The sequence below is a fragment of the Kitasatospora sp. NPDC001603 genome, from assembly GCF_040298365.1.
In the GTDB taxonomy this organism is placed as follows: domain Bacteria; phylum Actinomycetota; class Actinomycetes; order Streptomycetales; family Streptomycetaceae; genus Kitasatospora.
Genome location: NZ_JBEPAA010000037.1, coordinates 42470 through 66680, shown reverse-complemented (window position 1 = coordinate 66680; position 24211 = coordinate 42470). Strand labels below are relative to the sequence as shown.

The window sequence follows — 24211 nt, the reverse complement described above, 5'->3', positions numbered from 1 at the left end:
CTCGCCGTTCCGGACCGGGGAGGTCAGCGGGCGAACTTCTGCCGGGCGGCCGGGGTCACCGGGGTGAAGAAGTTCACCAGGTTGCCGTCCGGGTCGCGGAGGAGGAGCGAGCGGTTGCCCCAGGGCATGGTGGTGGGCTCGTTGACGAAGTCCTCCACGACGCCGGTCAGGTCGCGGTGCACGCGGTCGACGTCGTCGACGAGGAACTCGATGACGACGCTGCGGTTCGCGCCCGGCTCGGCCGAGCCGGGCGCGAAGAGCGGGACGGTGCGGGTGCTGCCGATGGCGAGCGCGGCCGTGGCGGTGGTGAGTTCGGCGAAGTCTTCGTTGGCCCACTGCGCCGTCACGCCGGTGGCGCGCTCGTAGAAGCCGACCAGTCGTGCGACGTCGGCCGTGATGACGCGGATCGAGACGAGGTTCACGGGTGTTTCTCCTGGGGTACGTCGTGCTGTCGACCACACGTTATGGCCGATACCGGACAGAATCGGCCCGGTATCGGCGGGAGGATTCCGGGCAGGCCGCGACCGGTCACCGGCTGCTCGAACCCCATCGGCGGAGGGAACGGCCCGAACCCTCGGTACGGGCGGCAACCCGCTTGCCAGCGGCCGGAGTTACAGCCTTCCCGAGGCGTAGCGGACCGGTGACGTACCGACCGTGGCCGTGAAATCGCGGGTGAGGTGGGCCTGATCGGCGTAGCCGAGGTCGGCGGCGAGCGCCGCCCAGTCGATGTCGGTACCGCGGTCGGCTCGCTCGGCGGCCTCGTGCAGGCGGGCCCGGCGCAGCACCCACTTCGGGGTGGCCCCGACGTACTCGGCGAACAGCCGCTGCAGGCGGCGCACGGTGATGCCGAACTCCTCGGCCAGTTGGTCGACCCGGCGCAGATCGGTGGTACTAGCGATCCGCTCGACCATCGCGGCGACCTGCTCGGCCACCGGGTCGGGCGCGGGCGACCGGGCGAGCAGGAAGGAGTCCACCCGGGCGGCGAGGGCGTCGAGGCACCCGGCACCGCGGAGCACCTCGTCGTTGAGCCGGTCCGCCCCGGGGCCGAAGACCTCGGCGGCCGGGACGATCCGGTCGGCCAGGTCGGCCACCGGGCGGTCGGTGAACGGGCGGAAGCCGCCGGGGCGGAACTTGGCTCCGAGCACGTGGCCGGCCCCCTCCAGCCTGCGGACGAAGAGGGACTTGGCGACCCCGTGGACGTGGGCCGCCGGCGCCTCCAGGACGAGGTGGACGCTGGGGTGGACGAGCACCTTCTGCTCGTGGGCGGGCAGGCCGTCCCGGTTCCAGCGCACCAGCCAGTAGAACTCGACGAAAGGCGCCAGCTCCGGGGCGGGCTCGTACCGGGTCAGGCTGATCGCGGCCGCGGCCCGGTCGGGATGGAGCACTCCGCGTCCGAGCTCCGGGAAGGTCATGCCGCCAGGCTAGCCGTCGCGTTTGTTCAAGACGGCGCCCGGCCCCCGGGGCGAGGATCGACACATGAACGGTCACGCACTCCACCCCCTCATGTCCCGCGCCGCAGCGGAGGCCGCGCGCATCGCCCGCGGTGTCCGACCGGAGCACCTGGACGGGCCGACGCCCTGCACCGCGTTCGACACCAGGACCCTGGTCAACCACTGGGTGCTGTACACCTCCCACGGCCTCGAACGCCGGGCACGCCGGGAGCCGCTGCCGGAGGAGCTGGTGGCGCGCGACTTCACCGCCGACCCCGGTTGGGCGCTCGCCTACGCGGACCAGCTCGACCGTGCCGTGGCGGCCTGGTCGGACCCGGCCGCCTGGGAGGGGGAGATCGATCTGGGCGGGATGACCGTGTCAGCGGCATCGGTCGCCCGGATGGTGGTCAAAGAGATGGTGCTCCACGGCTGGGACGTCGCCCGGGCCACCGGCCGGCAGGCGGACGTCGACGACGATCTGGCCCGTCTGGTTCTCACGGTGGTCGAGGAGAACGCCGAGATCTACCGCCAGTACGGCGGCTTCGCCGAGGCGGTGCCGGTGCCCGCCACCGCCTCGTCCCTCGACCGCGCCCTCGCCGCCTCCGGCCGCGACCCGGGCTGGGAGCGTTCCACGGGCTGAGTTCCCGACGCCCGCCGTCGGTACGGCGGGCGCACCGACGGCGGACGAACCGACCGCGGGCGAGCCGACGGCGCTCGCAGCGGCCCTCGCGCGGCCACGAGCGGCGTGAGCCACCGGAAGCCGACCGGACGCTCCCGCCCGGACGTCGTGTTCCACCGCGGCTGAGACCCGCGGCTGAGACCCGCAAGCTGAGCCACGGGGCGCAGGCCCGGGGCCGTGGTGCGCTCCTGGCCAGGGCAGGACGCCCGGGTCGGGGTCGCTAGGCGACCTGCCCGCCCGCGTTGCGGATCAGTCGCTGGAGCACTTTCACGGCGGTGACGTAGTCCGCGTCGTCGATGCCTTCGTGGAGGGCGGCACGGATCGCGGGGGCGTTGCGCGCCAGGTCCACGCGGGCCCGCTCCCCCTCCTCGGTGAGCCGGAGCCGGTCCCCGGTGTCCCGGCTCAGCCAGCCGCGCTCCAGGAGCACCGCGGCCTCCGCCACCAGATCGTCCTCGGGCCGCAGGTACGAGGCCATCGCCTCCCGCAGTTCGGACAGTGTCATGCTCGCGCCGTCGGGCGAGATGTCGTTCACCGACAGATTGCGCAGCAGCCAGAACTGCGGCTGCGTGTAGCCCTTCTCGGCCTGCCGGGCCCGGGTGAACGCGATGAGCGACTCGTAGGCGACACCGGTCCAGTACGCGGCGGGCTGGCCGGCGAGTTCGGCGTCGGACATCTGCTGGGTCGTCATGGGGTGTCCCCTCGTGGTGCTCAGGTGCAATCCGCGGGCCCGGCACCTGCCGGGCGGGTCATACGAAGACCGTAGAACCTCAAGTCCGGTTGAAGGCAAGCCGGCCCGCGGTGTGGGCACCCGGGTCGGTCGCTACCTGGCCGTCGGCCTCGCCCTGGCCGTGCTCACCACGGGTTACCAGGTGTCGGCGGCGCTGGGGACGGCGCCCTACCCCCACTTCCGCGAACCGACGTTCCTCTACACGCTCTACAACGCGGTGGAGAGCCCGGCCGGATCGATCGGCTTGGCGCTGCTGCTGCTCGCCCGGATCGAACGCAGCTGGCTGCTCCTCGCCACCACCTGCGCCTACCTGGCCCTGCTGCTCGACTTCGACAACCGCCCCGCCGCCTCCGCGTGGGGCGGCTGGGACCTCCTGTTCTCGGGGGGCGTGCTGCTGCTCGGCAGTGCCGTCCTCGCCCTGCGGCAGCGGTTCCAGAGCCGGTCAGCCGGATGAGCGAGCATCCCACCAGCAGCCTCGACGACGTCGTGCACCAACGGGTGCGCCTGGGCATCCTCGCGGTGGCCAAGGAAGCCCGGCGGGTGGAGTTCACCTTCCTGCGCGACACGCTCGGTCTCACCGCCGGTAACCTCTCCCAGCACCTCGGTGTCCTGGAGAAGGCGGGCCTGGTCACGATCGACAAGGGCTACGAGGGCAGACGCGCCCGCACCTGGATCCATCTCACCAAGGCGGGCAAGCAGGCGCTGCACGACGAGGTCACGGCGCTCAAGGCGCTGATCCGGCAACTCGAAGGACCAGCGGCGCTTCCGGGGCCCGAGGAGCATGACGGACACGACGCGCAAGCCCGTCGGGCGGAGGACGGCACTCCGTAGCGACGGCACGAGGCCCTGCCGCGCGCCGTGAGCCGGGTGGCCGCCCGCTCTCCCCTGCCCGGTCGGGGCGACAGGCCACGGCCGGGCGCCCCGACCACCGGGCCCGGGGGGCGGGTGTTGCAGATGCCGTAGCGGCATGTGGTGTCGTCGAGGGCACCACGGCACGAAAGGCCCTGTCTGCGATGGACCGCCTCGACGCGGCCGGCGCCGCGCTCGACGACGGCGTCGACCGACCTCGACCGCGCCAACGCCGCCGACCACCTCTCCTTCGGCGGCGGTTCCCACTACTGCCCCGCCACCGCGCTCGGACGCGTCCACGCCCGGATCGCCCTGGAGACCCTGCTCGACCGGCTGCCGGACCTCGAACTCGCCGTTCCCGCCGCTCAACTGGTCTGGCGGACGGGCTTCATGAAGCGGACTCCCGAACGGCTCCCGGTGATGTGGTAGGCGGGGCCGCCGCCTCCGCGGCCCACCATCGGTCCGGGCCCGGCGTGACCGCGGTCAGCCGGACTCCGCGGTGCCGATTCCTGCGAGTGGTTCCAGGTGCCCCCCGGAGATCGGAGGGGATCGTCCACCATCAACACCCCAAAATGGTGCAACTGTGCTTTGACGGCAGGTCATCGGGCATCAGAAGCGGAACTGGGGGCACGCATTGGTGGGACATGGCCGAAAGTCGATCGGGAGAGGTTTCCCGAACGATTCCGGAAACCTCCTGGAGCTGGAGATTGCTGGTACTTTACGCAGGCTCCGTCGTCGTTCAACTCCCTTGACGGCATTGCGGAATCATCTTGGTCCCGCCAGGATCGAAGGATCTGCCTTGATCGAAATCCCGCATCAGCACGTGGCCGGCGCGTCCCCGCCGGCCGCGCAGGCCAGCTCCGGAGCGGCATCGTCGGATGCCGCTTCATCGCTTCCGGTACGACCGGCCACCTCTCCATGAGACCGCCGGACGCCCACGGGCAGCTGGACCGATGACCCTTCCGTCGGCGCCGAACCGGCCCCGGCAGACCAGGAAACGCGGGTCAACACGGGCCCGATCCGGTCGAACCGGTCGGCGAAAGCCTGCCCGGGGGAAACGCCCGGCCCTGGTCGAACTCCGCATCCCCGGATGATTCGGGCCCGCAGGGCCGCTGCCGTGCGGGACCGGCACCGAGCACCTCCATTCGACCCGGAAGAAACGGTAGGGAAAGGTCAGAACTACGGCGTACTTCGCACGCGATCACGCCCGGTACGGACGACCAGGGCGGTCACGGCCGTCGCCCTGGCCGGGCTCCGCAGACGGACGGGTCCGCTCCAGCCGGGCCGGTCACGTCCGGCCGGCCCCCGTTCCGGCACCCCCGCAGGTGCTTCACCGCGATGCCGACCGCCCCGCGGACCCACCCACTCACCCGAAAGGCACTCCCATGCCCCGCAAGGCCCCATCCCGTTCCCGGCGGGCCGGCGTTCTGGCCGCGGCCCTGGCCGCCGGCACGCTGAGCACCCTCGTCCCGGCGGCAGCCGTGGTCGGTGACCCCGCTGCGGAGAACTCCTACGCCTTCACCGCGCGTCTGGTGATCGGCGAGGGCGAACGCGCGTGCACCGGCGCGCTCGTCGACCCGTACTGGATCGTCACCGCCGCGTCCTGCTTCGCCGACGACCCCGCCCAGCCGGCCACCCTCCCCGCGGGCCCGCCCGCCCGCAGGACCACCGCCACCATAGGCCGCACCACCTCCGCCGCCACGGGCCAGGTCCGCGACATCGCCGAACTCGCCCCCCGCACCGACCGCGACCTCGTCCTCGCCCGCCTGGCCGCCCCCGTCAACGACATCGCCCCGGTGGCGGTGGCCACCGGGGCGCCCGCCGCCGGAGAGGAGCTGACGGTCGCGGGCTTCGGCCGGACCAGGACCGAGTGGGTGCCGGACCGGCTCCACAGCGCCCTGTTCACCGTCGCCACCGTCGACCCGGCCGGTCTCGGCATCACCCCCAAGGCCCCGGCCGACGCCGCCGTCTGCAAGGGCGACACCGGCGGACCCGCCCTGCGCCGCGTCGGCGACCGCTACGAACTCGCCGCCCTCTCCAGCCGCTCCTGGCAGAACAACTGCCTCGGCGCCGCCCCGACCACCCACACCGGCGCCTACGAGACCCGCACCGACGACCTCGGCGGCTGGATCCAGCAGACCGTCTCCGCCTGGTCCGCCCTGGTCGCGGGCCGCTCCGGGAGCCGCAACACCGTCTACAACCCCGACACGAAGACGGCCGAGATCTTCACCCTGCGCACCGACGGCGCCCTCATCCACGCCTACGACACCAACGGCGAAGGCTGGAACGGCTGGCACCTGATCGGGCCCGGCGCACGGTTCGTCGGCACGCCGGCCGTCGTCCACAACCCCGTCACCCACACGCTCGACCTCTTCGCCGTCGGCACCGACGGGTCCATGTACCGCACCGCCTGGAGCCGCGCGACCGGCTGGCAGCCGTGGACGACGGCCGGTGACTGGAAGTACGGCGGTTCCCCCACCACGGTCTACAACCCGGACACCAGGACGGCCGAGGTGTTCGCCCTGCGCACCGACGGTGTCATGGCCCACCTCTACAACACCGACGGCGCGGGCTGGGACGGCCCGTTCACCCTCAACCCCTCGGGCGCGTTCGTCGGCACGCCGGCCGTCGTCCACGACCCCGTCACCCACACGCTCGACCTCTTCGCCGTCGGCACCGACGGGTCCATGTACCGGGCCGCCTGGAGCCGCGCGACCGGCTGGCAGCCGTGGACGACGGCCGGTGACTGGAAGTACGGCGGTTCCCCCACCACGGTCCACAATCCGGACACCAGGACGGCCGAGGTGTTCGCCCTGCGCACCGACGGTGTCATGGCCCACCTCTACAACACCGACGGCGCGGGCTGGGACGGCCCGTTCACCCTCAACCCCGGCGGCAGGTTCACCGGCGTGCCGAGTGTCCTCCACAATCCGGTGACCCACACGCTCGAGGTGTTCGCGGTCGGTACCGACGGGTCGATGTACCGCGCGACGTGGAACCCTGCCACCGGTTGGGGCCCATGGACCGTCACCGGCGCCTGGAACTTCCGCAACTCCCCGTCCGCGGTCTACGACCCGGGCACCAGGACCGCCGAACTCTTCGGCCAGGGCACCGACGGCGTGATGGCCCACGCCGCCGACCCGGCCGGCGGAGGCTGGACCGGCTGGTCCGTGGTCGGCCGGATCCCCACGACCGGCTGACGGGGAGGGCCCGGCGCCGTGCGGCTCGCCCTCACGTCGGGGGCGAGCCGCACGGCGCCCCGGGGCGGGGCCGCGGTCGGGTCCGTCCGTCAGAGGTCCAGGTCGGGGTGGAGCCGGGCGACCGTCCACACGCGCCGACGGCGCAGGGCCAGCGAGGTGAGGACCAGGAACAGGACACCGAAACCCGCCAGAACGGCGATGTCCCGGATGACATGGGAGGACGGGCCGCCGCTGATCGTCACCCGGAGCCCGTCGACCAGGTAGGTCATCGGCAGGAAGGGGTGGACCGCCTGGAACGGTGCCGGGGTGGTCTGCATCGGGTACAGGCCGCCGGAGGCGGTGAGCTGCAGGATGAGCAGGACCAGTGACAGGACGTCGCCCGCCGTACCGAACGCCGTCCGCAGGCAGTGGTCGATGGCGATGAACGCGGCGGCGCCGACCGTGAGGAGCAGGACGGTCGTCCACGGGGCGGCGGCGTGCAGCCCGAGACCGGCGCTGACGACGCCGTAGAGGATCACGGCCCCGAGCACGCCCAGCGCCGCGGCCGGGAGCCAGCCCGCCACGGCGACGGTGGAGGCCCGGGTGCGGGCGGCCAGCGCCCGGGTGTTGACCGGTCGCAGGAAGAGGTAGGCGAAGAGGCCGAACACCCACAGCGCGATGCCGAAGAAGAACGGGGCCAGTCCGCGGCCGTATACGCCGGCCGGGTGGAGGTTCGACCGGTCGATGGCGACGGGTGTCCCCAACACCTCGGCAGCGTGTTCCAGTTGGGCCGAGTCCAGGACGGGCACCTGCTTCTTCCCGTCGTCGATCACGGTGGCCAGGGTCGTGGCGCCGTTGTGGGCCTGGTCGGCGGCGGTCTGCAGCGCCACGGATCCCTGCTGAAGGGCGGACAGTCCCGTGGACACGGTGGCCGTCCCGGCGGCGATGCTCCGGGCACCGGAGTCGACCAGGGCCAGCGGGGTCTGCGCGCTCTGGGCCGACTGCTGGACGGCCGCGGCCGTCCTCCGGAGACCGACGGCCTGCTGGAGCGCCGCGTGGGCGTTGCCGGCGGCGGTGGCGGCGTGACCGTCGATCTGCCCGGCCGCGGCGTCGGCCGCCGTCACGTCCTGCCGGAGGCGCTGGAACAGGGGGTCGTCGCCCAGTCCCGGGTGCGCCGCGGCCAGCTGGTCCAGGTCGGTCACCGCCTTGGCGGTTCCCTGCTTCACCGTCGACGTCGCGGTGTGGACGGCGTCCACGCCCTGGGTGACGAGGGTGGCCGCGCTCACCACGGCGTCGGCGGCCTCGCCCAGCGGCGGCGCGGCCTCGCCGAGGGCGGTGGCCGCCGCGTGCACCTGGGTCGTGGCCTGGCTCAGCTTCTGGGCGCCGTCGGCGAGCTGGGTGGAGCCGGACCGCAGCGTGGCGCTCGCGCCCACGGCGGCTGAACTCCCCTGCTGGGCCACGGTGGTGGCGTTCACCAGCCCCTGGGCCGCCTGCGCCGCCGTGTCCAGCTTCCCGCCGATGTCCGCGAGCCGACCGTAGACGCCGCGGACGTAGGCCTCGTGCGCGGCGGAGTTGACCTGCTCCTGCAGCTTCGCTTCGACGACCTCGGTCATGACGCCCGCGATGTAGTTGTTCGCGTCGTTGAGCAGGATGTGGATCCGGGCCTGTTCGGGCCGGGTGTCGGGGCCGGTGGCGAGGCCGGCGCTGAAGTCGGCGGGGATCCGGATCGTGAACGCGTAGCGCCCGCGCTCCAGGCCGTCGCGGGCCGCGGCCTCGTCGACGAACGCCCAGTCGAACTGCCGTGAGGCCTTGAGCTCCGTCACCACCTGGGCGCCCGCGTCCACCCGCTGTCCCTGCCGGGTCTCGGCCGGGTGGTCCTCGTTGACCACCGCCACCGGGATGTGCCCCGTCTTGCCGTAGGGGTCCCAGTTCGCCCACAGGTACATGGCGCCGTACAGCAGCGGGACCAGGCACAGCACGAGCGGGACGAAGCGCCTCAGTGGGCCCCGGAAGCCGCGCAGCTCCAACACGGCCAGCCTGATCGCGGTCATGCGTCCTCCTCGCACCGGCGCGCGCCGGTGCGCCCGCCGTCCGGTTCCCGCCGCCCGAGCAACCGCCACGACCGACGCGCCGACGCGTCTGCCCCGCCTGGCTCGGCTGCCCCGTCTGCCCCGCCTGGCTCGGCCGGCTCGCCTGCCCCGTCCTCCTCGGCGGCCGGCGCCGGCCGCTCGGGCAGGTGGCTGCGGCGGGGCAGGGCCACCAGCACCGGCGCCGGGTCGAGGCCGGCACCGGAGGCGGGAGGGTCGAGGGCGCCCGCCACGACCGTGCAGCCCACCCGGCAGACCCGCCCCACGAGCTGCCAGGCCCGGACGCGCTCGTCCGCCGGGCACCCGCGGTCCACGTCGTCCGCGACGATCACGGCGGGGCGCGTGGCCAGAGCGAGCGCGAGGGCCACGCCCAGTGCCTCCACCGGCGGCAGGTCCCGGACCAGCGTCCGGTGGTCCACGTCGACACCGAGGACCGAGAACGCCTCCCCGAGCTGTGCTCTGCTCAGCCGGCGGCTCAACCAGCGGCGCTCGTCCACCAGTTCCCGCACCCGCAGATCCGGGTCCAGGCCGAGGGCGGGCTCCGCACGGGCCACCGCCACCAGGTCCCTGACACGACGGCCGTCGCGGGGCAGGACGTGCCCGCCCACCCGAACCGCTCCGCCGTCCAGCCGCATCCGCCCCGCGAGCGCGAGCAACGCCGTCGTCCGGCCCGAGCCGCCCGGCCCGTGGAGCACCAGCAGCCCGCCGGGTTCCACGCCCAGGTCCAGATTCTCGAACACCGCTCCCCGGGGCCCTCGCACGCTCGCTCCGCGCGCGACCACGTCCATGCCGGCAATCTCCACTCCCAGTGGGTAACCCGTCCGTGCCGCGCCATGTCTGTCAGACCGGTCACACTCCCGCGTCCGCGGACCGCGGGTCACCCCTCCCGGCCGGGCGGCGGGAGGGCGGACTGCCGGGCCGTGCACAAGCTGCCGACGGCACGGCGGAGTTGGGCGACCTCGCGGTCGGAGCACATCGGCCTCCCCGTAGCGCCATGGGCGGCGCGGCGAGCGCGAGGCTGTCGGCCGGCGGTCAGCCGTGCCCGGTCGACTGGGAGCTGGCCGGCGCACCGACCCTTGACACTATGGGGCACCGAGGGCATCAAGGAGAGGGTGCGGATCGGCCTCGGGGTGGGGCTGGTGCCGCGCCGGTCGGTCCGGCTCGAACTCCGGCACGGGGTGCCGGCCGAACTGGCCGTCAGCCCTGCGCCTGAGGCCCGCACGGTGACGGTCAACTGGACCCTGGCCGCACGGCCGCTGACGGCGTACCAGCAGATGCTGCTGCCAGTCCTGCGGGAGGTGACCCGGGCGCCGGACCACGACCGGTCGACACCGCAGGGACGCGGCGGTGGAGGTGCCGTCAAGCGCCGATCGCCCTCTCAGAGGCGCAAGGTCCGAGCAGCACGAAGTGATCGGTCGGCCGTGCCATGACCCCCTCCCCTCCGTGGCGTCCGGGGCCCCACCCCGGGAAGGGCACCCACCAGCCGCGGCGGGCCCCGCCGAACCGCCGCCCGCCGCGGCCCCCGGCATCGAGCGCCGGCTCGAACGGGCCCTTCAGTACGGCAGGGGGCCGCCCGGCGCGCACCTGACCCGGCGGGAGAGGACCCGGGGGGCTCCGCGTGCCGAGGGCGGATCCTCCGGGCGGTGGTCAGTGCGCCTTTCGGTGGGTCCGGCGGGTGGCGCTCCTCCTCCGGAGCCGGTAGGCGAGGAGGAGTCCGGCGATGAGCAGGGTGCTACCGGCGGCCACGACCAGCGGGGTACGGCTGGAGGAGCCGGTGTGCGCCAGGACGTAGTCGTGGTTGTCCCTGTCCGTGTCCGTGTCCGCCTGGGCGAGAGCGTCGTCCACGGTCGGGGACGGGGTGGGGAACGCCGTCCCGGGTGCTGCCGCTCCGGTCGTGGCGGCCGGGGTCCGGGCCGACGGGGGGTGTGCCCTCCCCGCCGTGCCACTGGGACACGGTGGTCTGGGCGTCGAAGGACGTCCAGTCCTGCGGCATGCGGTGCGGGGACCCATGCCGGGGAGGGTGACGCGGACCCCCGCACCCGGCTCTCTCCGGACGCGCCTGGCATGAGCGGTGAGAGCCGACTACCGGTAAGAGACCGGCGTGTCGCCGCCCCGTCCCGGCCCGTTACCCACGTGCTATCGCTGGCCTTCGGCCCGCCGGCTGACCGCCGACCCGTCGGACCGTCGGACCGTCCGAGGCAACGAACCGGCCAAGCCGCGGGCCGGGGCTCTCGCTCGGTACTCCGAGGAGAACCGTGGGAGAGTCAGCCCTCGCTCCGGTCGCCGTCCCCAGCGACGAGGCCGCCTGTCCGTCCCGACCCTTCTCAGGCGCTGCGCGCCGGCGGCCCCTCGGTCACCTCGAACACCTGGTCCGTGCCGGTGACGTCGAGCAGCCGGACCACCTGGTGCGAGGGGCGGGCGAGAGCCAGGAGAGTCCCGCGCTGCTCGGCTTGCAGGCGGGCCCGGAGCAGCTCGTTGAGGCCGCTGGAATCGCAGAACGGGACCGCCGACAGGTCGACGAGCACCACGGACGGGGCCGGGGTGCGTAGCAGGACCCGGTTGAACACGGCATGCAGGACGTCGACTTGGTCGATGTCCAGGTCCCCCGAGACCTCGATCACAGGCCCGGTACCGGTCTCCCGGACGACGGCCGCGATCTCACGCCCTGGGGTATCGCTCACGGTGGCCCCTCTTTCCGCTGTCTCGCATCGCATGGACACGACGATCCTAGAGGGGGTCCGGCCGCTGGTGATCCGGCGAAGCCTCTGTCCACCGCCCCGTCTCGTCAGTGATCGAGGGCGGAGTGGGCGATCCCCGCCGGGGCCGGCGGCGGTGGCGGCGGGCCTGCCGTCTACCCGCGGGCACGCCGCCGCACACCCGTCCGACTCGACCGGATGCGGCCGTCCGCCGTCCGGACCTCCGCGAGCCCGGGCGTCCGGAGGCCGGGGCCCCGATGGTCAGGGCAGAGGCGTGCCGCCGGTGGCGTTGACGATCTCGGCGGTGATGTACGAGGACTCCTGGGAGGCGAGGAAGACGTAGGCGGGGGCCATCTCGGCGGGCTGGGCGGCGCGGCCGAGCGGGGACTGCTCGCCGAAGTGCGCGACCTTCTCCTCGTCCATCGTCGCCGGGATCAGCGGCGTCCACACCGGGCCGGGCGCGACGGCGTTCACCCGGATGCCGTCGGGCGCGAGCTGCCCGGCCAGGCCCTGGGTGAACGCGACGATCGCGGCCTTGGTCATGGCGTAGTCCAGGAGGTGGGGGCTGGGCTTGTACGCCTGGACGGAGGCGGTGTTGATGATCGAGGCGCCTTCGCGCAGGTGGGGCAGGGCGGCCCGGGTCATCCAGAACATCCCGTACAGGTTGGTCCTCATCACCCGGTCGAACTGGTCGGTGGTGATCGCGGCGAGGCCGTCGGGCTGGGACATCTGGTAGGCGGCGTTGTTGACCAGGATGTCGAGGCGGCCGAACACGTCGACGCAGCGGGCCACCAGCTCGGCGCAGAAGTCCTCGTCGCGCAGGTCGCCCGCGACGGCGAGGGCGCGCCGCCCGGCGTCCTCGACCAGCCGGGTGGTCTCCGCCGCGTCGGCCTCCTCCTCGGGGAGGTGGCAGAAGGCGACGTCGGCGCCCTCGCGGGCGAAGGCGAGGGCGACGGCGCGGCCGATGCCGGAGTCGCCGCCGGTGATCAGCGCGACGCGGCCGGCCAGCCGGCCGGCGCCGCGGTAGCTGTCCTCCCCGTGGTCGGGGCTGGGGCGCATGGTCTCACCGCTGCCCGGGTGGGGCTGGGACTGCTCGGGGAACGGCGGCTGCGGCTGCTGGGAGGTGGGGTCCTGAGGGGTGTGCTGGTCGCTCATCACGGCGGATCCGGTGCTCCTTCGGAGTGGGTGCGTCGGGTTCGGGGCGAGTCTGGCCCCGCGCGGGGCCGCTCGCGCGGTGGGACGGGCCGTGCGGGTGGTCCGTGCGCCGCCCGGGTGTCCGCGGCGGCGCACGGGGTACACGTGCGCCCGACCACGGGCCGACTACCCCGGAAAGGAACGCGCATGGACGCGATCGTGCTGCTGAAGGAAGACCACAAGACCGTCGAGAGCCTGTTCAAGGCCTTCGAGAAGGCCGGCGACCGGGCCTTCGCCGAGAAGCGCCGGATCGCCGACCAGGTGGTCGAGGAGCTGACGGTCCACGCCGTCATCGAGGAGGAGGTCTTCTACCCGGCCGCCCGCGAGGCCGCGCCCGACACGAAGGACCACGTGCTGGAGAGCGTCGAGGAGCACCACGTCGTCGTGTGGATGCTCTCCGAGCTGGCCGGCATGGACCCGGAGGACGAGCGGTTCGACGCGAAGATGACGGTGCTGATGGAGAACGTCCGCCACCATGTCGAGGAGGAGGAGAAGGAGTGGTTCCCCGAGGTCCGCAAGGCGATGGGCCGCAACCGCCTGGCCGAACTCGGCGAACAGCTGGAGGAGGCGAAGAAGTCCGCCACCCGCGACCCCCTCAAGGTGCCCAGCGCCACCGCGTGACGGGCGCGCGAGGGGTACGGGAGCGTGTCGTCGCCGTCGACGGTGAGAGGTTCCGCCGCTTCTGCTGCCAGGGCGTCCCCCACTGGAGCCGTCCGCCTGGAAGCAGGACGTCACCGTCTGCACCGACCGCGTCAAAGCGGCCGAGGAGGCCTTCGCCGCCGGCGCCAGCGCCGGTGTCCAGAACATCGACGTCGCCCCGTCGCTCCCCCACCGGGCGCCCCCGGGCCGCGAAGCAGGCTGTGGCCGCCGGGAGATCCGGCGACCACAGCTGGTGGAGCGTTGCCTCGACCCTCCCCTACTTCAGGTAGGGACCGTCGGTGCCGATCTTGCCCGGGGCGGCGTTCTTGCCGCCCCGGTCGAGGACGTAGACCCGCAGGTTGCCCTTCCCGGGGGCGGCGATCGCCATGGTGCCGTCGGCGACGACCTTGACGTCGCCGGAGACGGCGTCCTTGTAGGTGCCGTTGGGGATGCCGGTGAAGGTGGCGCCGTCGGTGACGGAGACCAGGGCGAAGGAGTCGACCCCGCTGGTGGCGTCGGTGTAGCGGCGCTTGAAGGACATGCCGCCGCCGTTGACACCCTCGGTGGAGTACTGGCCCATCTGCAGGGCGGGGACCGCCCGGCGGATCTGGTTGAGCCGCTGGACCTGCTTGACCAGCGGCTGCTGCAGCGTGGTGGCCACCGCCCCGCTCGCACTCGACACCACCGAGAAGTCGGAGGCGGTGACGCTGCCCTCGACGTGGTCGCCGTAGTAGGCCCGGCCGGTGGTGGCCAGCGGGCAGGACGGGCCGCAGTCGATCTGCTTGCCGGCCTGGAACTCGATCTCGGAGCCGTAGTACAGGGTCGGGATGCCGCGGAAGGTCCACATCAGGGCCATGTCCTCGGCCCAGGCGTCGGTGCCGCCGGTGTACCGGACGCTGGACTTGTTGGGTCCGTAGTCGTGGCTGTCGACGTACACCACGTTGTAGGTCGCGTCGTTGGTGGAGTCGTCGGAGTCCTTGCCGTTGTCGAAGGCGTTGTGCGCGTCACCGAAGTTCATGTGCATCCGCATGTCGATGATGTTCATGCCGGAGAACTTCGAGCGGTCGGGCGCGTGGTAGGTGTTGCCGTCCAGGAAGGCGTTGGTGGACGTCGGCTGGTTGCCGGTGCCGAGCTGCTCCTCGTAGGTGTACTGGTCGAGGGCGGCCTGCACGTCGTTGCTGGTGTAGTCCTCGCGCTCCTTCCAGGTGTAGAACTGCGCGGAGTGGTTGACCGAGCCGCGGTTCCACTTGTCGTTGACGAACGCGGCGACCTCGCCGAAGACGAAGAAGTTCTGCGCCTTGGCCGGCCCCCAGTCCTGCGTGACGCGCTGCTGGATGGCCGGCAGGAAGCGCCGGTTCCAGGTGACCCGCGGGACGTGCACGGCGGTGTCGACGCGGAAGCCGTCGACGCCCATGTCGATGTACTTGTTGTACGCGCCGATCAGGTAGTTCTGGACCTCGGCGTTCTCGGTGTTGAAGTCCGCGAGGTCGTCCGCCAGCCAGCAGGAGCGCGAGTCCTCGCCCTCCCAGTTGCCGATCCAGCACTGGTGGTAGTACTTGGACGGGAACATGCCCGAAGTGGGTTTCGGCCACTGGCAGTTGTAGATGGTGTAGCCCTCGGGGCTCTTGTACTGCGTCGGGGTGCCCCAGCCGACGCAGGTCTGGCCGGCGGGCTGGGTGGAGGACCAGAGGTCGCCGTTGTAGTACGACTTGCCGGTCTTCGGGTCGATGGTCAGGCCGTCGTACTCGAAGCCGGCCTCCTTCTCGTCGTAGTACCAGGACCACTGGGAGTCCCGGACGCCGTAGACGGTCGGCACGAACAGGCCCTTGGCGCCCCAGCGGGAGCTGTGGTGACCGAGGCGGCGAAGCTCCTCCCCGGCTACAGCACGCCCTGACCCGGCGGGCGGCCCCCGGCTGCGGAGCCTCCCGCCGGGTGGCGCCCCATCGCCGACCGTCGTGACGAACCCCCGGGACTCGGGTCCCGGAAGGGGTTCGTTCCGCCCTGCGGTGTCAGGCCGCGCGGGGCCGGACCGGCGCCGGATCAGGGCAGCGGGGCGCCGCGGGCGGCGATCCACAGCTCGTACCACTCCTCGTGGCTGAGCTCCGGCTCGCGCAGCACGGCGTCGCGGCAGGCCGCGATGCGTTCGGGGCGGGCGGTGCCGATGACCGGCGCGATGCCGGCCGGGTGGCGCTGGAGCCACCACAGCACGATCGTCTCCGGCGTCGTCCCCCTGCGCTCGGCGAGCCTGCCGACGAGTTCACCGGCCGGCGTCGGCTCGCTGCCGGTGAAGCGGCCCCTGGCCAGGGCGCCCCAGGCCTGGAGCCGGATCCCGTGGGCGGCGCAGTACTCGACCGTCCCGTGCGGGAAGCCGTTCGAGGCGGCGGCGGAGGTATTGACCAGGACGCCGGCCTCGACCCAGTCCCGGCGGTCCAGGCTCATCTCCAGCTGGTTGACGACCAGGGGCACGTCGAGCACCGACTGGAGCCGGGCGATCTGCGCGGCGCTCATGTTGGACACGCCGAACCGCCGTACCAGGCCCTGCCGGTGGAGCGAGCCGAGGGCTTCGGCGATCTCCTCCGGGCCGGCCAGCGGGTCGGGCCGGTGCAGCAGCAGCACGTCGAGGCTGTCGGTGCGCAGCCGGGTCAGGCTCTCCTCCACCCGTCGGAGGATGCTCGGCCCCCGCAGGTCGTAGTGGCCCGGCCGCCCGCCTTCGGGGAGCCTGATACCGCACTTGGTCTGCAGGGTGATGCGCTGCCGCAGGCCGGGGGTGCGGGCGAGCACCTCGCCGAAGACCGCCTCGGACTTGCCGTACCGGTAGATGTCGGCATGGTCGAAGGCGGTGATCCCGGCGTCCAGCGCGGCCCCGACCGCCGCCTCGGCGTGGTCGATGTCCGTCGCCGTGTACGGGCTGTCGTCCCAGCTGCCGCCGAGGCCCATGCACCCGTACAGGACGCGGTCGGCGGTGGCCCCGGTCATGCCGCTCCCCCGATCAGGTCCGCCAGCATCTCCGCGACGGCGAGCACCGGAAGCTGGGTGTTCGCCGCCGGGACGGTCGGCAGGACGGAGGCGTCGACGATCCGCAGGTTCGCCACGCCGCGCACCCGGACCTCGCCGTCGACCACCGCCAGGGGGTCGTCCGGCGCTCCCATGGCGCAGGTGCCGACGGGATGCCAGTAGGTGCCGAGCCGGCCGCGCAGGTCCTGGTCGGACAGGTCCCGGGCGGGGTGGCCCCGGACCGGACCGGCCAGTGGCTTCAGGGCCGCCGTCGCGGCCATCCGCTCGACGATCTCCAGGCCCGAGCGCAGGACGGCGAGGTCGCGGCCGCCTTCGTCGGTGAGGAAGCCGGGGTCGATCTCGGGGGCCGCGGCGGGGTCGGCGGACGCCAGCCGCACGGTGCCGCGCGAGGCCGGTTTCATGACGAAGGCGGAGATGCCCGCCTCGTACCGGCCCGGCGGGAGCTTGCCGAACAGCGGCGGCCCGGCGACGGGCAGGATGTGGAGGTCCCAGGAGTCGTCCGGACAGAGTTCGCCGGCCGCCCGGACCAGCATCCGGCTGACGTACAGGTCGCCGTCGGCCTCCTTCGCGGCGAGCGCCGCGTTCAGCTCGTCGGTCGGGGCCAGCGGCACGAAGACGCCGGGCTGGTCGGTGAGGTTCGATCCGACCCCGGGGAGGTCGATCTCGGGGCGGATGCCGACCGTCCGCAGGTGGTCCGCCGGGCCGACCCCGCTGCGCATCAGCACCGCGGGCGAGCCGAAGGTCCCGCAGGCCAGCAGGTAGGCGTCGGCGACGAGGGTCTCGTGCCGGCCGCCGATGTCGACGCGGACGCCGCGGACCCGGCCGGCGCCGATGTCCAGCCGGTCCACCGCGGCTCCGGCGAGGACGGTCAGGTTGGGCCTCGCGCGTGCCGCGTCCAGGTAGGCGAAGGCGGCGTTGTGGCGCACTCCGTCGAAGGCGTTGAGCAGGGGCGTGCCGTAGCCGGGCCCGCCCGGGGTGCCCATGTCCACCTCCCGGAAGCCGAGTTCCGCGGCCGCCGCCAGGGCGGCGCGGCTCCACGGCGAGAACTCGCGCTCCGGTACCCGGCGCAGGCCCATCTGTTCGACCGCCGCGAGGCGGTACGGCTCCAGCGCCGCGGCCGTCCAGCGCGGACCGCCGGTCCGGGCCCACTCGGCGTGGTCGGCCTCGGATCCCCAGGTGTTCCAACAGCCGTTGATGCAGGAGGAGCCGCCGAGGACGCGGGCGCGGATGCGGTGCGCCGGGGCGTGCCGCTCCCACACCTCCTCGCGCGGCAGGGCGCGGGCGTTCAGCACCTTCGCCGGCCAGTCCTGCCGGTCGGGGCCGAAGTCGGGACCGGCCTCGACCAGGCAGACGGTGCGGTCCGGGTCCTCGCTCAGACGGGCCGCCAGCACGCAGCCGGCCACTCCCCCGCCGAGGACGATCACGTCGTAGCGGGCCGGTGTGCCGGTCACGCGCCCGCTCCCGCTGCCGCGGCGTCGAGTTCGGCGAGGCGGGCGAGGAGTGCGTCCCGGCCGATGGAGTCGGTGCCGGTCGCCGGCACGGTGCAGGCGTAGGCGCCGGCGATCGCGCCGTACCGGGCGCAGCGCGCCGCCGGCTCACCGGACAGCCAGCCGAGCAGGAAGCCCGACGCGAAGGCGTCGCCCGCGCCGTTGGAGTCGATCACCGGTGCGGGCGGGGTGGCGACCGGCACGTGGGTGATCTCCCCGTCGGCGAGCAGGTACGCGCCCTCGGCGCCGGCGGTGGCGACGACCACCCGGGCCCGGCCGCGTTCGGCGATCTGCCGCATGGTCCGCTCGGGGTCCGCCAGGGCGGTGGTGGACACGAACACGACGTCGGCCTCGTGGGCGAACGGCTCGTGGTAGGGGTTGGTGCCGTCCCAGTTGTGCAGGTCGGTGGAGACGGTCAGGCCGGCCTCGCGCAGCAGCGGCAGGGCGAAGGCGCAGGGATAGGTGATCGAGACGTGCGCGTGGCGGCTCACCGCGGCCAGCGCCCGGACGGTCTCCTCGGGCAGCCGGTCCGCCTCGTGCGAGCGGCTGTCGTCGTAGAGCGACAGGCGCCGCCCGTCGGGGCCGACCAGGTTGACGGCGCGCTTGGTGCCGCCCGGCAGCGGGACCTCGGTGAGCGGGATCCCCCGGTCGCGGTGCAGGGCCCGGATCAGGTCGCCCGCGTGGTCGGCGCCGATCATGTCGAGGTGGTGGGTGCGCAGGCCCAGCGCGCTCAGGCCGAGGGCGACGAAGTCGCCGGTCTGGCCTGCCCGCATCTCGATCCTGGGCACCATGTAGCTGTCGGCGAACGGGAGCGGCAGCTCGGGCACGTACACGATCGTGTCGACACCGGCGCCTCCCAGGACGAGGACGTCTGTCTCGGTGCTCATGCGTGTTCCTCTCGGACGTAGGGTCCGGGTGGCGGTGGCCGTGGGCCCCGACCCGGTGGTGGGCCGCTCCCCCGACGGGCGGGTCGGCGGGGCGGTGCGGCGGACGGGCAGGGTCCCGCGGACCGCTCCGGCGTGAGCCGTCACCCGGTCGAACGCGGGGCCGCCCCGGACGTCACGGGGCGGCCGGCAGGTCCCGGTAGACCGCGGCGACGGCACGGGGGCCCGGCAGGGCGGCCAGCTCCTCCAGGGTGAGCGGCCGGCCGGCCGGATCGGCCACGGGCAGCCGCCAGTTGGGGTACTCGTCGACCGTGCCGGGCAGGTTCTGCGGGCGGCGGTCCCCCACCGTGTCGGGCAGCCAGACGCCCAGCAGCTTCGCCGGGGTGAGCGCGAGGAACCGGTGCAGGCCGAGCACCTCCCGGCTCGGCACCTCCCCGGTCGGCACCTCCCCGGTCGGCGGGCCGGGTTCGCCGGGTGCGCCGAGTGCGCCGGCCCGCTCCGCCTCGGCGAGCCAGCCGGCGCTCTCGGCCGCCGCCGCGGCCGCGGCCTGCTCCACCGGTTCGGCGAGCAGGCCGAGCTTCTCGTGCAGGCCGACGTGGTCACCGTCCAGCCAGGCGGCGGTGCTGGGCAGGTCGTGGGTGGTGAGGGTGGCCAGGCAGCCGTCGCGCCACTCCTCGGGCGGGAGCGGACCGGAGCGCTGTTCCGAGCCCCCGAGGTACTCGAAGCGCAGCACGGACGTACCGAGGATCCCCCGGTCCGTCAGCTCCTCGCGGACTCCCCGCTCGACGGTGCCCAGGTCCTCGCCGATCACCATGCTGCCGGCCCGGTGCGCCTCCAGGGCGAGTACACCCAGCATCGCCTCGTGGTCGTACCGGACGTAGGCGCCCTCGGCGGCCCGCGCCCCGGCGGGTACCCACCAGAGCCGGAACAGCCCCATGATGTGGTCCAGCCGCAGTGCGCCGGAGCGGTGCAGCGTGCCGCGCAGCACCTCGGCGAACGGCGCGTACCCGGCCTCGGCGAGCGTGTCGGGCCGCCAGGGCGGCAGGCCCCAGTCCTGGCCGTGCGGGTTGAAGTCGTCGGCCGGGCAGCCGACCGTCATGCCCTCGGCGAGGTAGCGCCGCAGGCTCCAGGCGTCCGCGCCCTCGGGATCGACGCCGACCGCCAGGTCGTGCATGAGCCCGATGGCCATGCCCGCCCCGGTCGCGGCCCGCTGCGCCTCGCCGAGCTGTTCGTCGACCAGCCAGGCGACCCGGCGGTGGAACTCGATCCGGCCGGCCAGCTCGCGCCGGGCGGCGGCGACGTCGGGCCCGTCGGGGCTGCGCAGCCCGGCGGGCCAGGACCGCCACCGGGTGCCGTGCACCTCGGCGAGGGCGCACCAGGTCGCGAAGTCGGTCAGCCCCGGCCCCTCCGTGTCGGTGTACCGCCGGTAGGCGGCCTGCCGGGCCGCGTCGAGCGGTACCCGGTGGAGGAGTTCCAGGGCGCGGAACTTGAGGTCGCGGACGGCCGCCCGGTCGATCAGTGCGCCGGTGAGGACGGCCCCGCGCAGTCGGCCCCCGCTCGCGGCCAGCTCCTCGACGGCGGCCCGGTCGGCGGGTGACAGGGCCGCGTACTCGGGTACCGCCTCGATGCGCAGGTTCATCGGGTCGGGGTAGCGCCGGCTGCTGGGCCGGTACGGGGACGGGTCGGGCAGCGGGCCGGGCACGTACGCGTGGAGCGGGTTGAGCTGGACGAAGTCGGCGCCGAGGGCGCCGGCCCAGCGGCCCAGGTCGGCCAGGTCGCCGAGGTCGCCCATGCCCCAGGAGCGTGTGGAGAGCACCGAGTAGAGCTGGGCCAGGAATCCCCAGCCGCGCCCGGCGGGACCGGCCAGCCGGGTGGGCGCGACCAGCAGCGGGGCGGCCTCCCGCCGGCCGGCCCGCTCGGCGTGGAGGGTGTGGCGGCCGACCGGGAGTTCGGCGAGGTCCGTGCCGAGGCCGCGGACGGTCCTGGTCCGGCCGTCCTCGGTCTCGACCAGCAGGTCGGTGCGGGGCGGTGTCCGCAGGTCGGCGCGCGGGCGTCCGGAGCGGAGCACGACGCTGGGCGGGAGCAGGCGCTCGGCGAGGGCGCGCCGGCGCTCGGACAGGGCCGCCCGGACGGAGCCGCCGGTGGCGGCGTCGACGCCCAGGGCGGCCAGCACGGCCCGCAGCGTGTCCGGGGAGGTCTCGATCCGTCGGCCGAGGTCGGTGGTCCAGTGGGTGGAGACGCCGTGCAGTTCGGCCAGTTCGGACAGCTCACGCGTGGGCGACATCGGTCGGGCTCTCCCGTCGGTCGGTGGTGGATGGGGCGGCGGCGGGCCGGTCGGCGGCGGATCGACCGGCGTCGGGCGGGAAGAACCGTTCGAGCACCACCGCGACCCCGTCCTCCTCGTTGCTGGGGGCCGTTTCGTCCGCGCGGCGCCGGAGTTCGGCGTGGGCGTTGCCCATGGCGACTCCGTATCCGGCCCACTCGATCATCGGGATGTCGTTGGGCATGTCGCCGAACGCGATGGTGTCGGCGGGGGTGAAGCCGAGCAGGGCGGCCGCGGCGGCCAGTCCGCTCGCCTTGCTGACTCCGGCGGGGAGCAGCTCCACCAGCCCCTCGCCCGAGTGGGTGACGGCGACCTCGTCCGCGCAGACCCGTCGGGCCAGCGCGGCGAGCTCGTCGTCGCCCAGGTGGTCGTGCCGGATCAGCACCTTGTCCACGGGCAGCGCCCAGAGGTCGTCCGGGCTCTCGGCCAGCCGCCAGCCGTGCCGCAGACGGCTCTCGAACCCCGGTGTGACCAGGAAGTCCCCGGCCAGGCCGGCGGTCACCACCGCGAGCCGCAGCGGCCCCGCCTGCTCGGCGATGCGCGCGACCAGCGGTCGCACGGTCGGACCGTGCAGGCCCTGCGAGGACAGCAGCCGGTCGGCGCCGACGTCGTAGAGCTGGGCGCCCTGGCCGCAGACCGCCAGTCCCCGGTAGTCGAGTCGTTCCAGCAGGGTCCGGCAGCCGGCCGCGGCCCGGCCGGTGACCACCAGGTGGAGGGCGCCGGACGCCTCGGCCCGCGCGAGCGCGGCCCGCGTCCGGGCGGAGAGGCTGAGGTCGCCGCGCAGCAGGGTCCCGTCCAGGTCGGTGGCGACCACCCCGAAGGGCGGCGGACGGCGGCGGGTGGGTGCGGTCATGGGTCAGTCCCTCTCCAGTCCGGCGCCGACCGGCGTGACCCGCCGGGGGGTTTCCAGCGGGCACTCGTCCCAGGCGGAGCGGCCGTCGCGCAGCCGCAGCAGGAGGACCAGCGGCCCCGGCGGCCGCTCCCGCAGCACGGTGGTGAAGTACCCCTCGGCCCCGGCCAGCCGGTGCTCGCCGGTCGGCAGTACGAGCAGCACGCTCTCGGCGTGCGGCAGGCGGTAGTCGATCCGCAGGCCGTCGGCGACCGGCTCGACCAGGCAGCGCCCGTCCACGAGGGCGGTTCGGCCCGGGTCGTCCAGGAGGACGGCGAGTTCGGCGCAGCGGGCGAAGTCGGCCCTGGCGTACGCGGCGGCGAACAGCTGCTCCAGCGCGGTCCGGTCCACCGCCGGCACACATCTGCGGTAGTTCGCCAGGTCACCGCGGCCGAGCGCCGATTCGGCGATCTCGCGCCGGTGGGTGACCCAGTCGGTGTCGGCCAGGCTCTCGAACCAGCCGTACCCGGCGGCCCGCTCCGGCGTCAGTCCGGGCAGGACTCCGGCGGCGGCGGCCGCGAAGGTCGCCAGTCGGGTGGTGGCGGCCTTGCGCCAGGTGAAACGGCGGGCGAGCGCACGGGAGTTGTCGGAGAGGCGGCGGTACTCGGCCGGGTCCTCGCGGTGGATCCGGGCGGCCTCCAGGATCCGGTCCGCCAGGGCGGCGGCGAGCAGCGGGTCGTCCTCGGTGAACGAGCGGGGGACGGCGAAGCCGGTGGCGTCCGGGTGTTCGCGCGGCAGCTGGTGCCGGTAGTGGGTGGTGACCTCCTGTGCGGTGCCGATCGGCACCGCGCCGCAGGCCATCAGCTGTCCCTGGGCGATCAGGAAGGAGTCCAGCTCGAACTTGGACGGGAAGAGGCAGAAGTCGGCCGCCACGGCCTCCCGGTGGAGCACGTCCTCGCCGGCCATGGACCAGTCCAGCCGGACCCGCCCGGGGTGACGGTTCGCGACCTCCTCGAAGAAGGGGTCGCCGACCGGGCTGACCACGCCGTCCCCGCCGGCCGCGACGGCGCAGCGGACGACGAAGTTGACGTCCGGGTCGACGGCGAGCACGGCGTCGACCGCCCGGAACAGTTCGACCTGCCCCTTGTGGTGCACGGAGAAGCGGGCCACGTGGTAGAAGGTCGGCAGGGCCGGGTCCAGCCCGCGGGCGGTGAGCAGCCGCGCGCGGTCGGCCCCGGCCGGGTCGCGGGCCAGCCAGCCGTCGGGCACGGCGCAGCCGCCGACGAACTGGCGGGCCGCCGACTCCCGGACGATCCGCGCCACGGTCAGGTCCTGGAAGGCGCGTTCGAAGGGCGTGTCCCGGAAGGTGGAGTAGAAGTCCAGCTGACCGGGGGTGAGGAAGTCCAGCAGGTCGCAGTTGGCGGCGACGAGCGCGTAGTAGCCGATGCCGTCGGCGGTGGGGCGGTCGGCCAGGTGGGTGCTCGGCAGCTGGGAGGTCATCGCCGCGGCGAGCCCGCCGGTGGCCGGCGGGTCGGCGAGCGCGTCCAGGTCGGCGTCGGTGTCGAACAGTTCCAGCAGCCGCTCCAGCTGCGGCCGGTGGACCTGCTGGTTGATCGGCATGTTGCTGGCCAGGGTGCTGACCACCAGGAAGCGCGGGTCGGTGCGCAGCACCGGCGGCAGCAGGTAGTGGTAGTAGGGCTCGTAGGCCTGCACCACCGCGGGCTCCGCGCCCAGGTCGAGGTGGGCGCGCAGGAAGCGCAGGCCGGAGACCTGGAAGACGAGCGGCTTGAAGAAGGCCAGGTCGTGGCCCTCGCTGGTGCGGGCCGGGTAGATCCGCTCGGGCAGCAGGTCGAGGTACTCGTCGGACAGGAAGTAGATGTCGACGCCCTCGTGCCGGAGCCGGTGGGCGCGGGTGGTGAGCCGCAGTTCGAGCTCGGCGGGGTGGCCGGGCCAGACGGCGCGGTCGAGTACCAGCGGCACGGTGTGCCGGTCGACGTGGTCCAGTTCCTCCAGCTCGTAGTGGGCCCTGAGGTGTTCGAGGCAGCCGTGCGCCGGGGTGATCACGGAGACGCGGTGGCCCTGGTCGGCGAACTCGCGGGCCAGGTTCCACACCAGTGAGGCGAGGCCGCCACGCATGAGGCGGATGTCGAAGCCCACGCTCTCGAAGGCGAATTTGACGATGTGCACCGCCGG

The 24211-nt window shown here is 73.8% G+C and carries 20 protein-coding genes and 1 pseudogene; 6 read left to right on the top strand and 15 right to left on the bottom strand.

What is annotated here, in order from left to right; all coding sequences use genetic code 11:
- Positions 1-23: 23 nt before the first annotated feature.
- Both ABT263_RS22940 and ABT263_RS22935 read right to left on the bottom strand, forming a co-directional pair.
- Positions 24-422 carry a VOC family protein gene (locus ABT263_RS22940; protein ID WP_352292756.1) on the bottom strand — a complete coding sequence of 133 codons (399 nt, stop codon included), beginning with the start codon at positions 420-422 and terminating at the stop codon, positions 24-26.
- A gap of 189 nt (positions 423-611) precedes the next feature.
- Positions 612-1412 (bottom strand): DUF6597 domain-containing transcriptional factor, encoded by an 801-nt coding sequence (locus ABT263_RS22935; protein WP_352292754.1) that lies wholly within the window; start codon positions 1410-1412, stop codon positions 612-614.
- Between the two features lie 64 nt (positions 1413-1476).
- Between ABT263_RS22935 and ABT263_RS22930 the strand changes: the two genes are divergently transcribed.
- Entirely contained in the window at positions 1477-2070 is a 594-nt protein-coding gene (locus ABT263_RS22930) for a TIGR03086 family metal-binding protein (protein ID WP_352292752.1), read from the top strand.
- Between the two features lie 259 nt (positions 2071-2329).
- Here ABT263_RS22930 and ABT263_RS22925 read toward each other — a convergent pair whose 3' ends face one another.
- Positions 2330-2797, bottom strand: coding sequence for a winged helix DNA-binding protein (locus ABT263_RS22925; protein WP_352292750.1), 468 nt, complete (start codon positions 2795-2797; stop codon positions 2330-2332).
- A gap of 112 nt (positions 2798-2909) precedes the next feature.
- Between ABT263_RS22925 and ABT263_RS22920 the strand changes: the two genes are divergently transcribed.
- The 4 genes from ABT263_RS22920 (at position 2910) to ABT263_RS22905 (ending at position 6885) form a co-directional block, all read left to right on the top strand.
- Entirely contained in the window at positions 2910-3290 is a 381-nt protein-coding gene (locus ABT263_RS22920; protein WP_352292748.1) for a hypothetical protein, read from the top strand.
- Positions 3287-3667 (top strand): winged helix-turn-helix domain-containing protein, encoded by a 381-nt coding sequence (locus ABT263_RS22915; protein ID WP_352292746.1) that lies wholly within the window; start codon positions 3287-3289, stop codon positions 3665-3667. Before ABT263_RS22920 ends, ABT263_RS22915 begins: the two co-directional genes overlap by 4 nt.
- A 141-nt stretch (positions 3668-3808) precedes the next feature.
- Positions 3809-4114 carry a hypothetical protein gene (locus ABT263_RS22910; RefSeq protein WP_352292744.1) on the top strand — a complete coding sequence of 102 codons (306 nt, stop codon included), beginning with the start codon at positions 3809-3811 and terminating at the stop codon, positions 4112-4114.
- Positions 4115-5070: 956 nt separating this feature from the next.
- Complete coding sequence (locus tag ABT263_RS22905) at positions 5071-6885, top strand: trypsin-like serine protease (RefSeq protein WP_352292742.1); 1815 nt, start codon at positions 5071-5073, stop codon at positions 6883-6885.
- 89 nt (positions 6886-6974) lie between these two features.
- On the opposite strand, the gene ABT263_RS22900 is transcribed toward ABT263_RS22905, so the two are convergent.
- From ABT263_RS22900 to ABT263_RS22880, 5 genes are all read right to left on the bottom strand, one after another.
- Positions 6975-8915: a YhgE/Pip domain-containing protein gene (locus ABT263_RS22900; RefSeq protein WP_352292740.1), complete on the bottom strand. Its 1941-nt coding sequence runs from the start codon at positions 8913-8915 to the stop codon at positions 6975-6977.
- Positions 8912-9691: an ATP-binding cassette domain-containing protein gene (locus tag ABT263_RS22895; RefSeq protein WP_352292738.1), complete on the bottom strand. Its 780-nt coding sequence runs from the start codon at positions 9689-9691 to the stop codon at positions 8912-8914. Before ABT263_RS22895 ends, ABT263_RS22900 begins: the two co-directional genes overlap by 4 nt.
- Positions 9692-10598: 907 nt before the next feature.
- Positions 10599-10796, bottom strand: a complete 198-nt coding sequence (locus tag ABT263_RS22890; protein WP_352292736.1) for an LPXTG cell wall anchor domain-containing protein — start codon at positions 10794-10796, stop codon at positions 10599-10601.
- A 479-nt stretch (positions 10797-11275) separates the two neighbouring features.
- Positions 11276-11632, bottom strand: a complete 357-nt coding sequence (locus ABT263_RS22885) for an STAS domain-containing protein (protein ID WP_352292734.1) — start codon at positions 11630-11632, stop codon at positions 11276-11278.
- 276 nt (positions 11633-11908) lie between these two features.
- Entirely contained in the window at positions 11909-12802 is an 894-nt protein-coding gene (locus ABT263_RS22880; protein ID WP_352292732.1) for an SDR family oxidoreductase, read from the bottom strand.
- 186 nt (positions 12803-12988) lie between these two features.
- Between ABT263_RS22880 and ABT263_RS22875 the strand changes: the two genes are divergently transcribed.
- On the top strand, positions 12989-13462 hold the full coding sequence (locus tag ABT263_RS22875; protein WP_352292730.1) for a hemerythrin domain-containing protein: 474 nt from the start codon (positions 12989-12991) through the stop codon (positions 13460-13462).
- A gap of 295 nt (positions 13463-13757) precedes the next feature.
- Here the strand turns inward: ABT263_RS22875 and ABT263_RS22870 are convergent.
- The 7 genes and pseudogenes from ABT263_RS22870 to ABT263_RS22840 all read right to left on the bottom strand — a co-directional run.
- Positions 13758-15332, bottom strand: a pseudogene (locus ABT263_RS22870) (alpha-amylase family glycosyl hydrolase); the annotation flags it as partial.
- Between the two features lie 188 nt (positions 15333-15520).
- Positions 15521-16456: an aldo/keto reductase gene (locus tag ABT263_RS22865; protein ID WP_352292728.1), complete on the bottom strand. Its 936-nt coding sequence runs from the start codon at positions 16454-16456 to the stop codon at positions 15521-15523.
- Positions 16453-17946 (bottom strand): GMC family oxidoreductase, encoded by a 1494-nt coding sequence (locus ABT263_RS22860; RefSeq protein ID WP_352292726.1) that lies wholly within the window; start codon positions 17944-17946, stop codon positions 16453-16455. Before ABT263_RS22860 ends, ABT263_RS22865 begins: the two co-directional genes overlap by 4 nt.
- Positions 17943-18869, bottom strand: a complete 927-nt coding sequence (locus ABT263_RS22855) for an adenosine kinase (protein WP_352292724.1) — start codon at positions 18867-18869, stop codon at positions 17943-17945. Before ABT263_RS22855 ends, ABT263_RS22860 begins: the two co-directional genes overlap by 4 nt.
- A gap of 172 nt (positions 18870-19041) precedes the next feature.
- On the bottom strand, positions 19042-21150 hold the full coding sequence (malQ, locus tag ABT263_RS22850) for a 4-alpha-glucanotransferase (protein ID WP_352292722.1): 2109 nt from the start codon (positions 21148-21150) through the stop codon (positions 19042-19044).
- A complete protein-coding gene (locus ABT263_RS22845) occupies positions 21134-22042 on the bottom strand; it encodes an HAD family hydrolase (protein ID WP_352292720.1) in 909 nt (302 codons plus the stop codon). Before ABT263_RS22845 ends, malQ begins: the two co-directional genes overlap by 17 nt.
- A 3-nt stretch (positions 22043-22045) precedes the next feature.
- Positions 22046-24205 (bottom strand): glycogen/starch synthase, encoded by a 2160-nt coding sequence (locus ABT263_RS22840; protein ID WP_352292718.1) that lies wholly within the window; start codon positions 24203-24205, stop codon positions 22046-22048.
- Positions 24206-24211 lie beyond the last annotated feature (6 nt).

What these genes read in the sequence shown, in the direction of transcription:
- ABT263_RS22935 (WP_352292754.1), bottom strand. Translation starts at nt 1,412, where the DNA reads ATGACCTTCCCGGAGCTCGGACGCGGAGTGCTCCATCCCGACCGGGCC.
- ABT263_RS22930 (WP_352292752.1), top strand. Translation starts at nt 1,477, where the DNA reads ATGAACGGTCACGCACTCCACCCCCTCATGTCCCGCGCCGCAGCGGAG.
- ABT263_RS22925 (WP_352292750.1), bottom strand. Translation starts at nt 2,797, where the DNA reads ATGACGACCCAGCAGATGTCCGACGCCGAACTCGCCGGCCAGCCCGCC.
- ABT263_RS22915 (WP_352292746.1), top strand. Translation starts at nt 3,287, where the DNA reads ATGAGCGAGCATCCCACCAGCAGCCTCGACGACGTCGTGCACCAACGG.
- ABT263_RS22905 (WP_352292742.1), top strand. Translation starts at nt 5,071, where the DNA reads ATGCCCCGCAAGGCCCCATCCCGTTCCCGGCGGGCCGGCGTTCTGGCC.
- ABT263_RS22900 (WP_352292740.1), bottom strand. Translation starts at nt 8,915, where the DNA reads ATGACCGCGATCAGGCTGGCCGTGTTGGAGCTGCGCGGCTTCCGGGGC.
- ABT263_RS22880 (WP_352292732.1), bottom strand. Translation starts at nt 12,802, where the DNA reads ATGAGCGACCAGCACACCCCTCAGGACCCCACCTCCCAGCAGCCGCAG.
- ABT263_RS22875 (WP_352292730.1), top strand. Translation starts at nt 12,989, where the DNA reads ATGGACGCGATCGTGCTGCTGAAGGAAGACCACAAGACCGTCGAGAGC.
- ABT263_RS22865 (WP_352292728.1), bottom strand. Translation starts at nt 16,456, where the DNA reads ATGACCGGGGCCACCGCCGACCGCGTCCTGTACGGGTGCATGGGCCTC.
- ABT263_RS22855 (WP_352292724.1), bottom strand. Translation starts at nt 18,869, where the DNA reads ATGAGCACCGAGACAGACGTCCTCGTCCTGGGAGGCGCCGGTGTCGAC.
- malQ (WP_352292722.1), bottom strand. Translation starts at nt 21,150, where the DNA reads ATGTCGCCCACGCGTGAGCTGTCCGAACTGGCCGAACTGCACGGCGTC.
- ABT263_RS22845 (WP_352292720.1), bottom strand. Translation starts at nt 22,042, where the DNA reads ATGACCGCACCCACCCGCCGCCGTCCGCCGCCCTTCGGGGTGGTCGCC.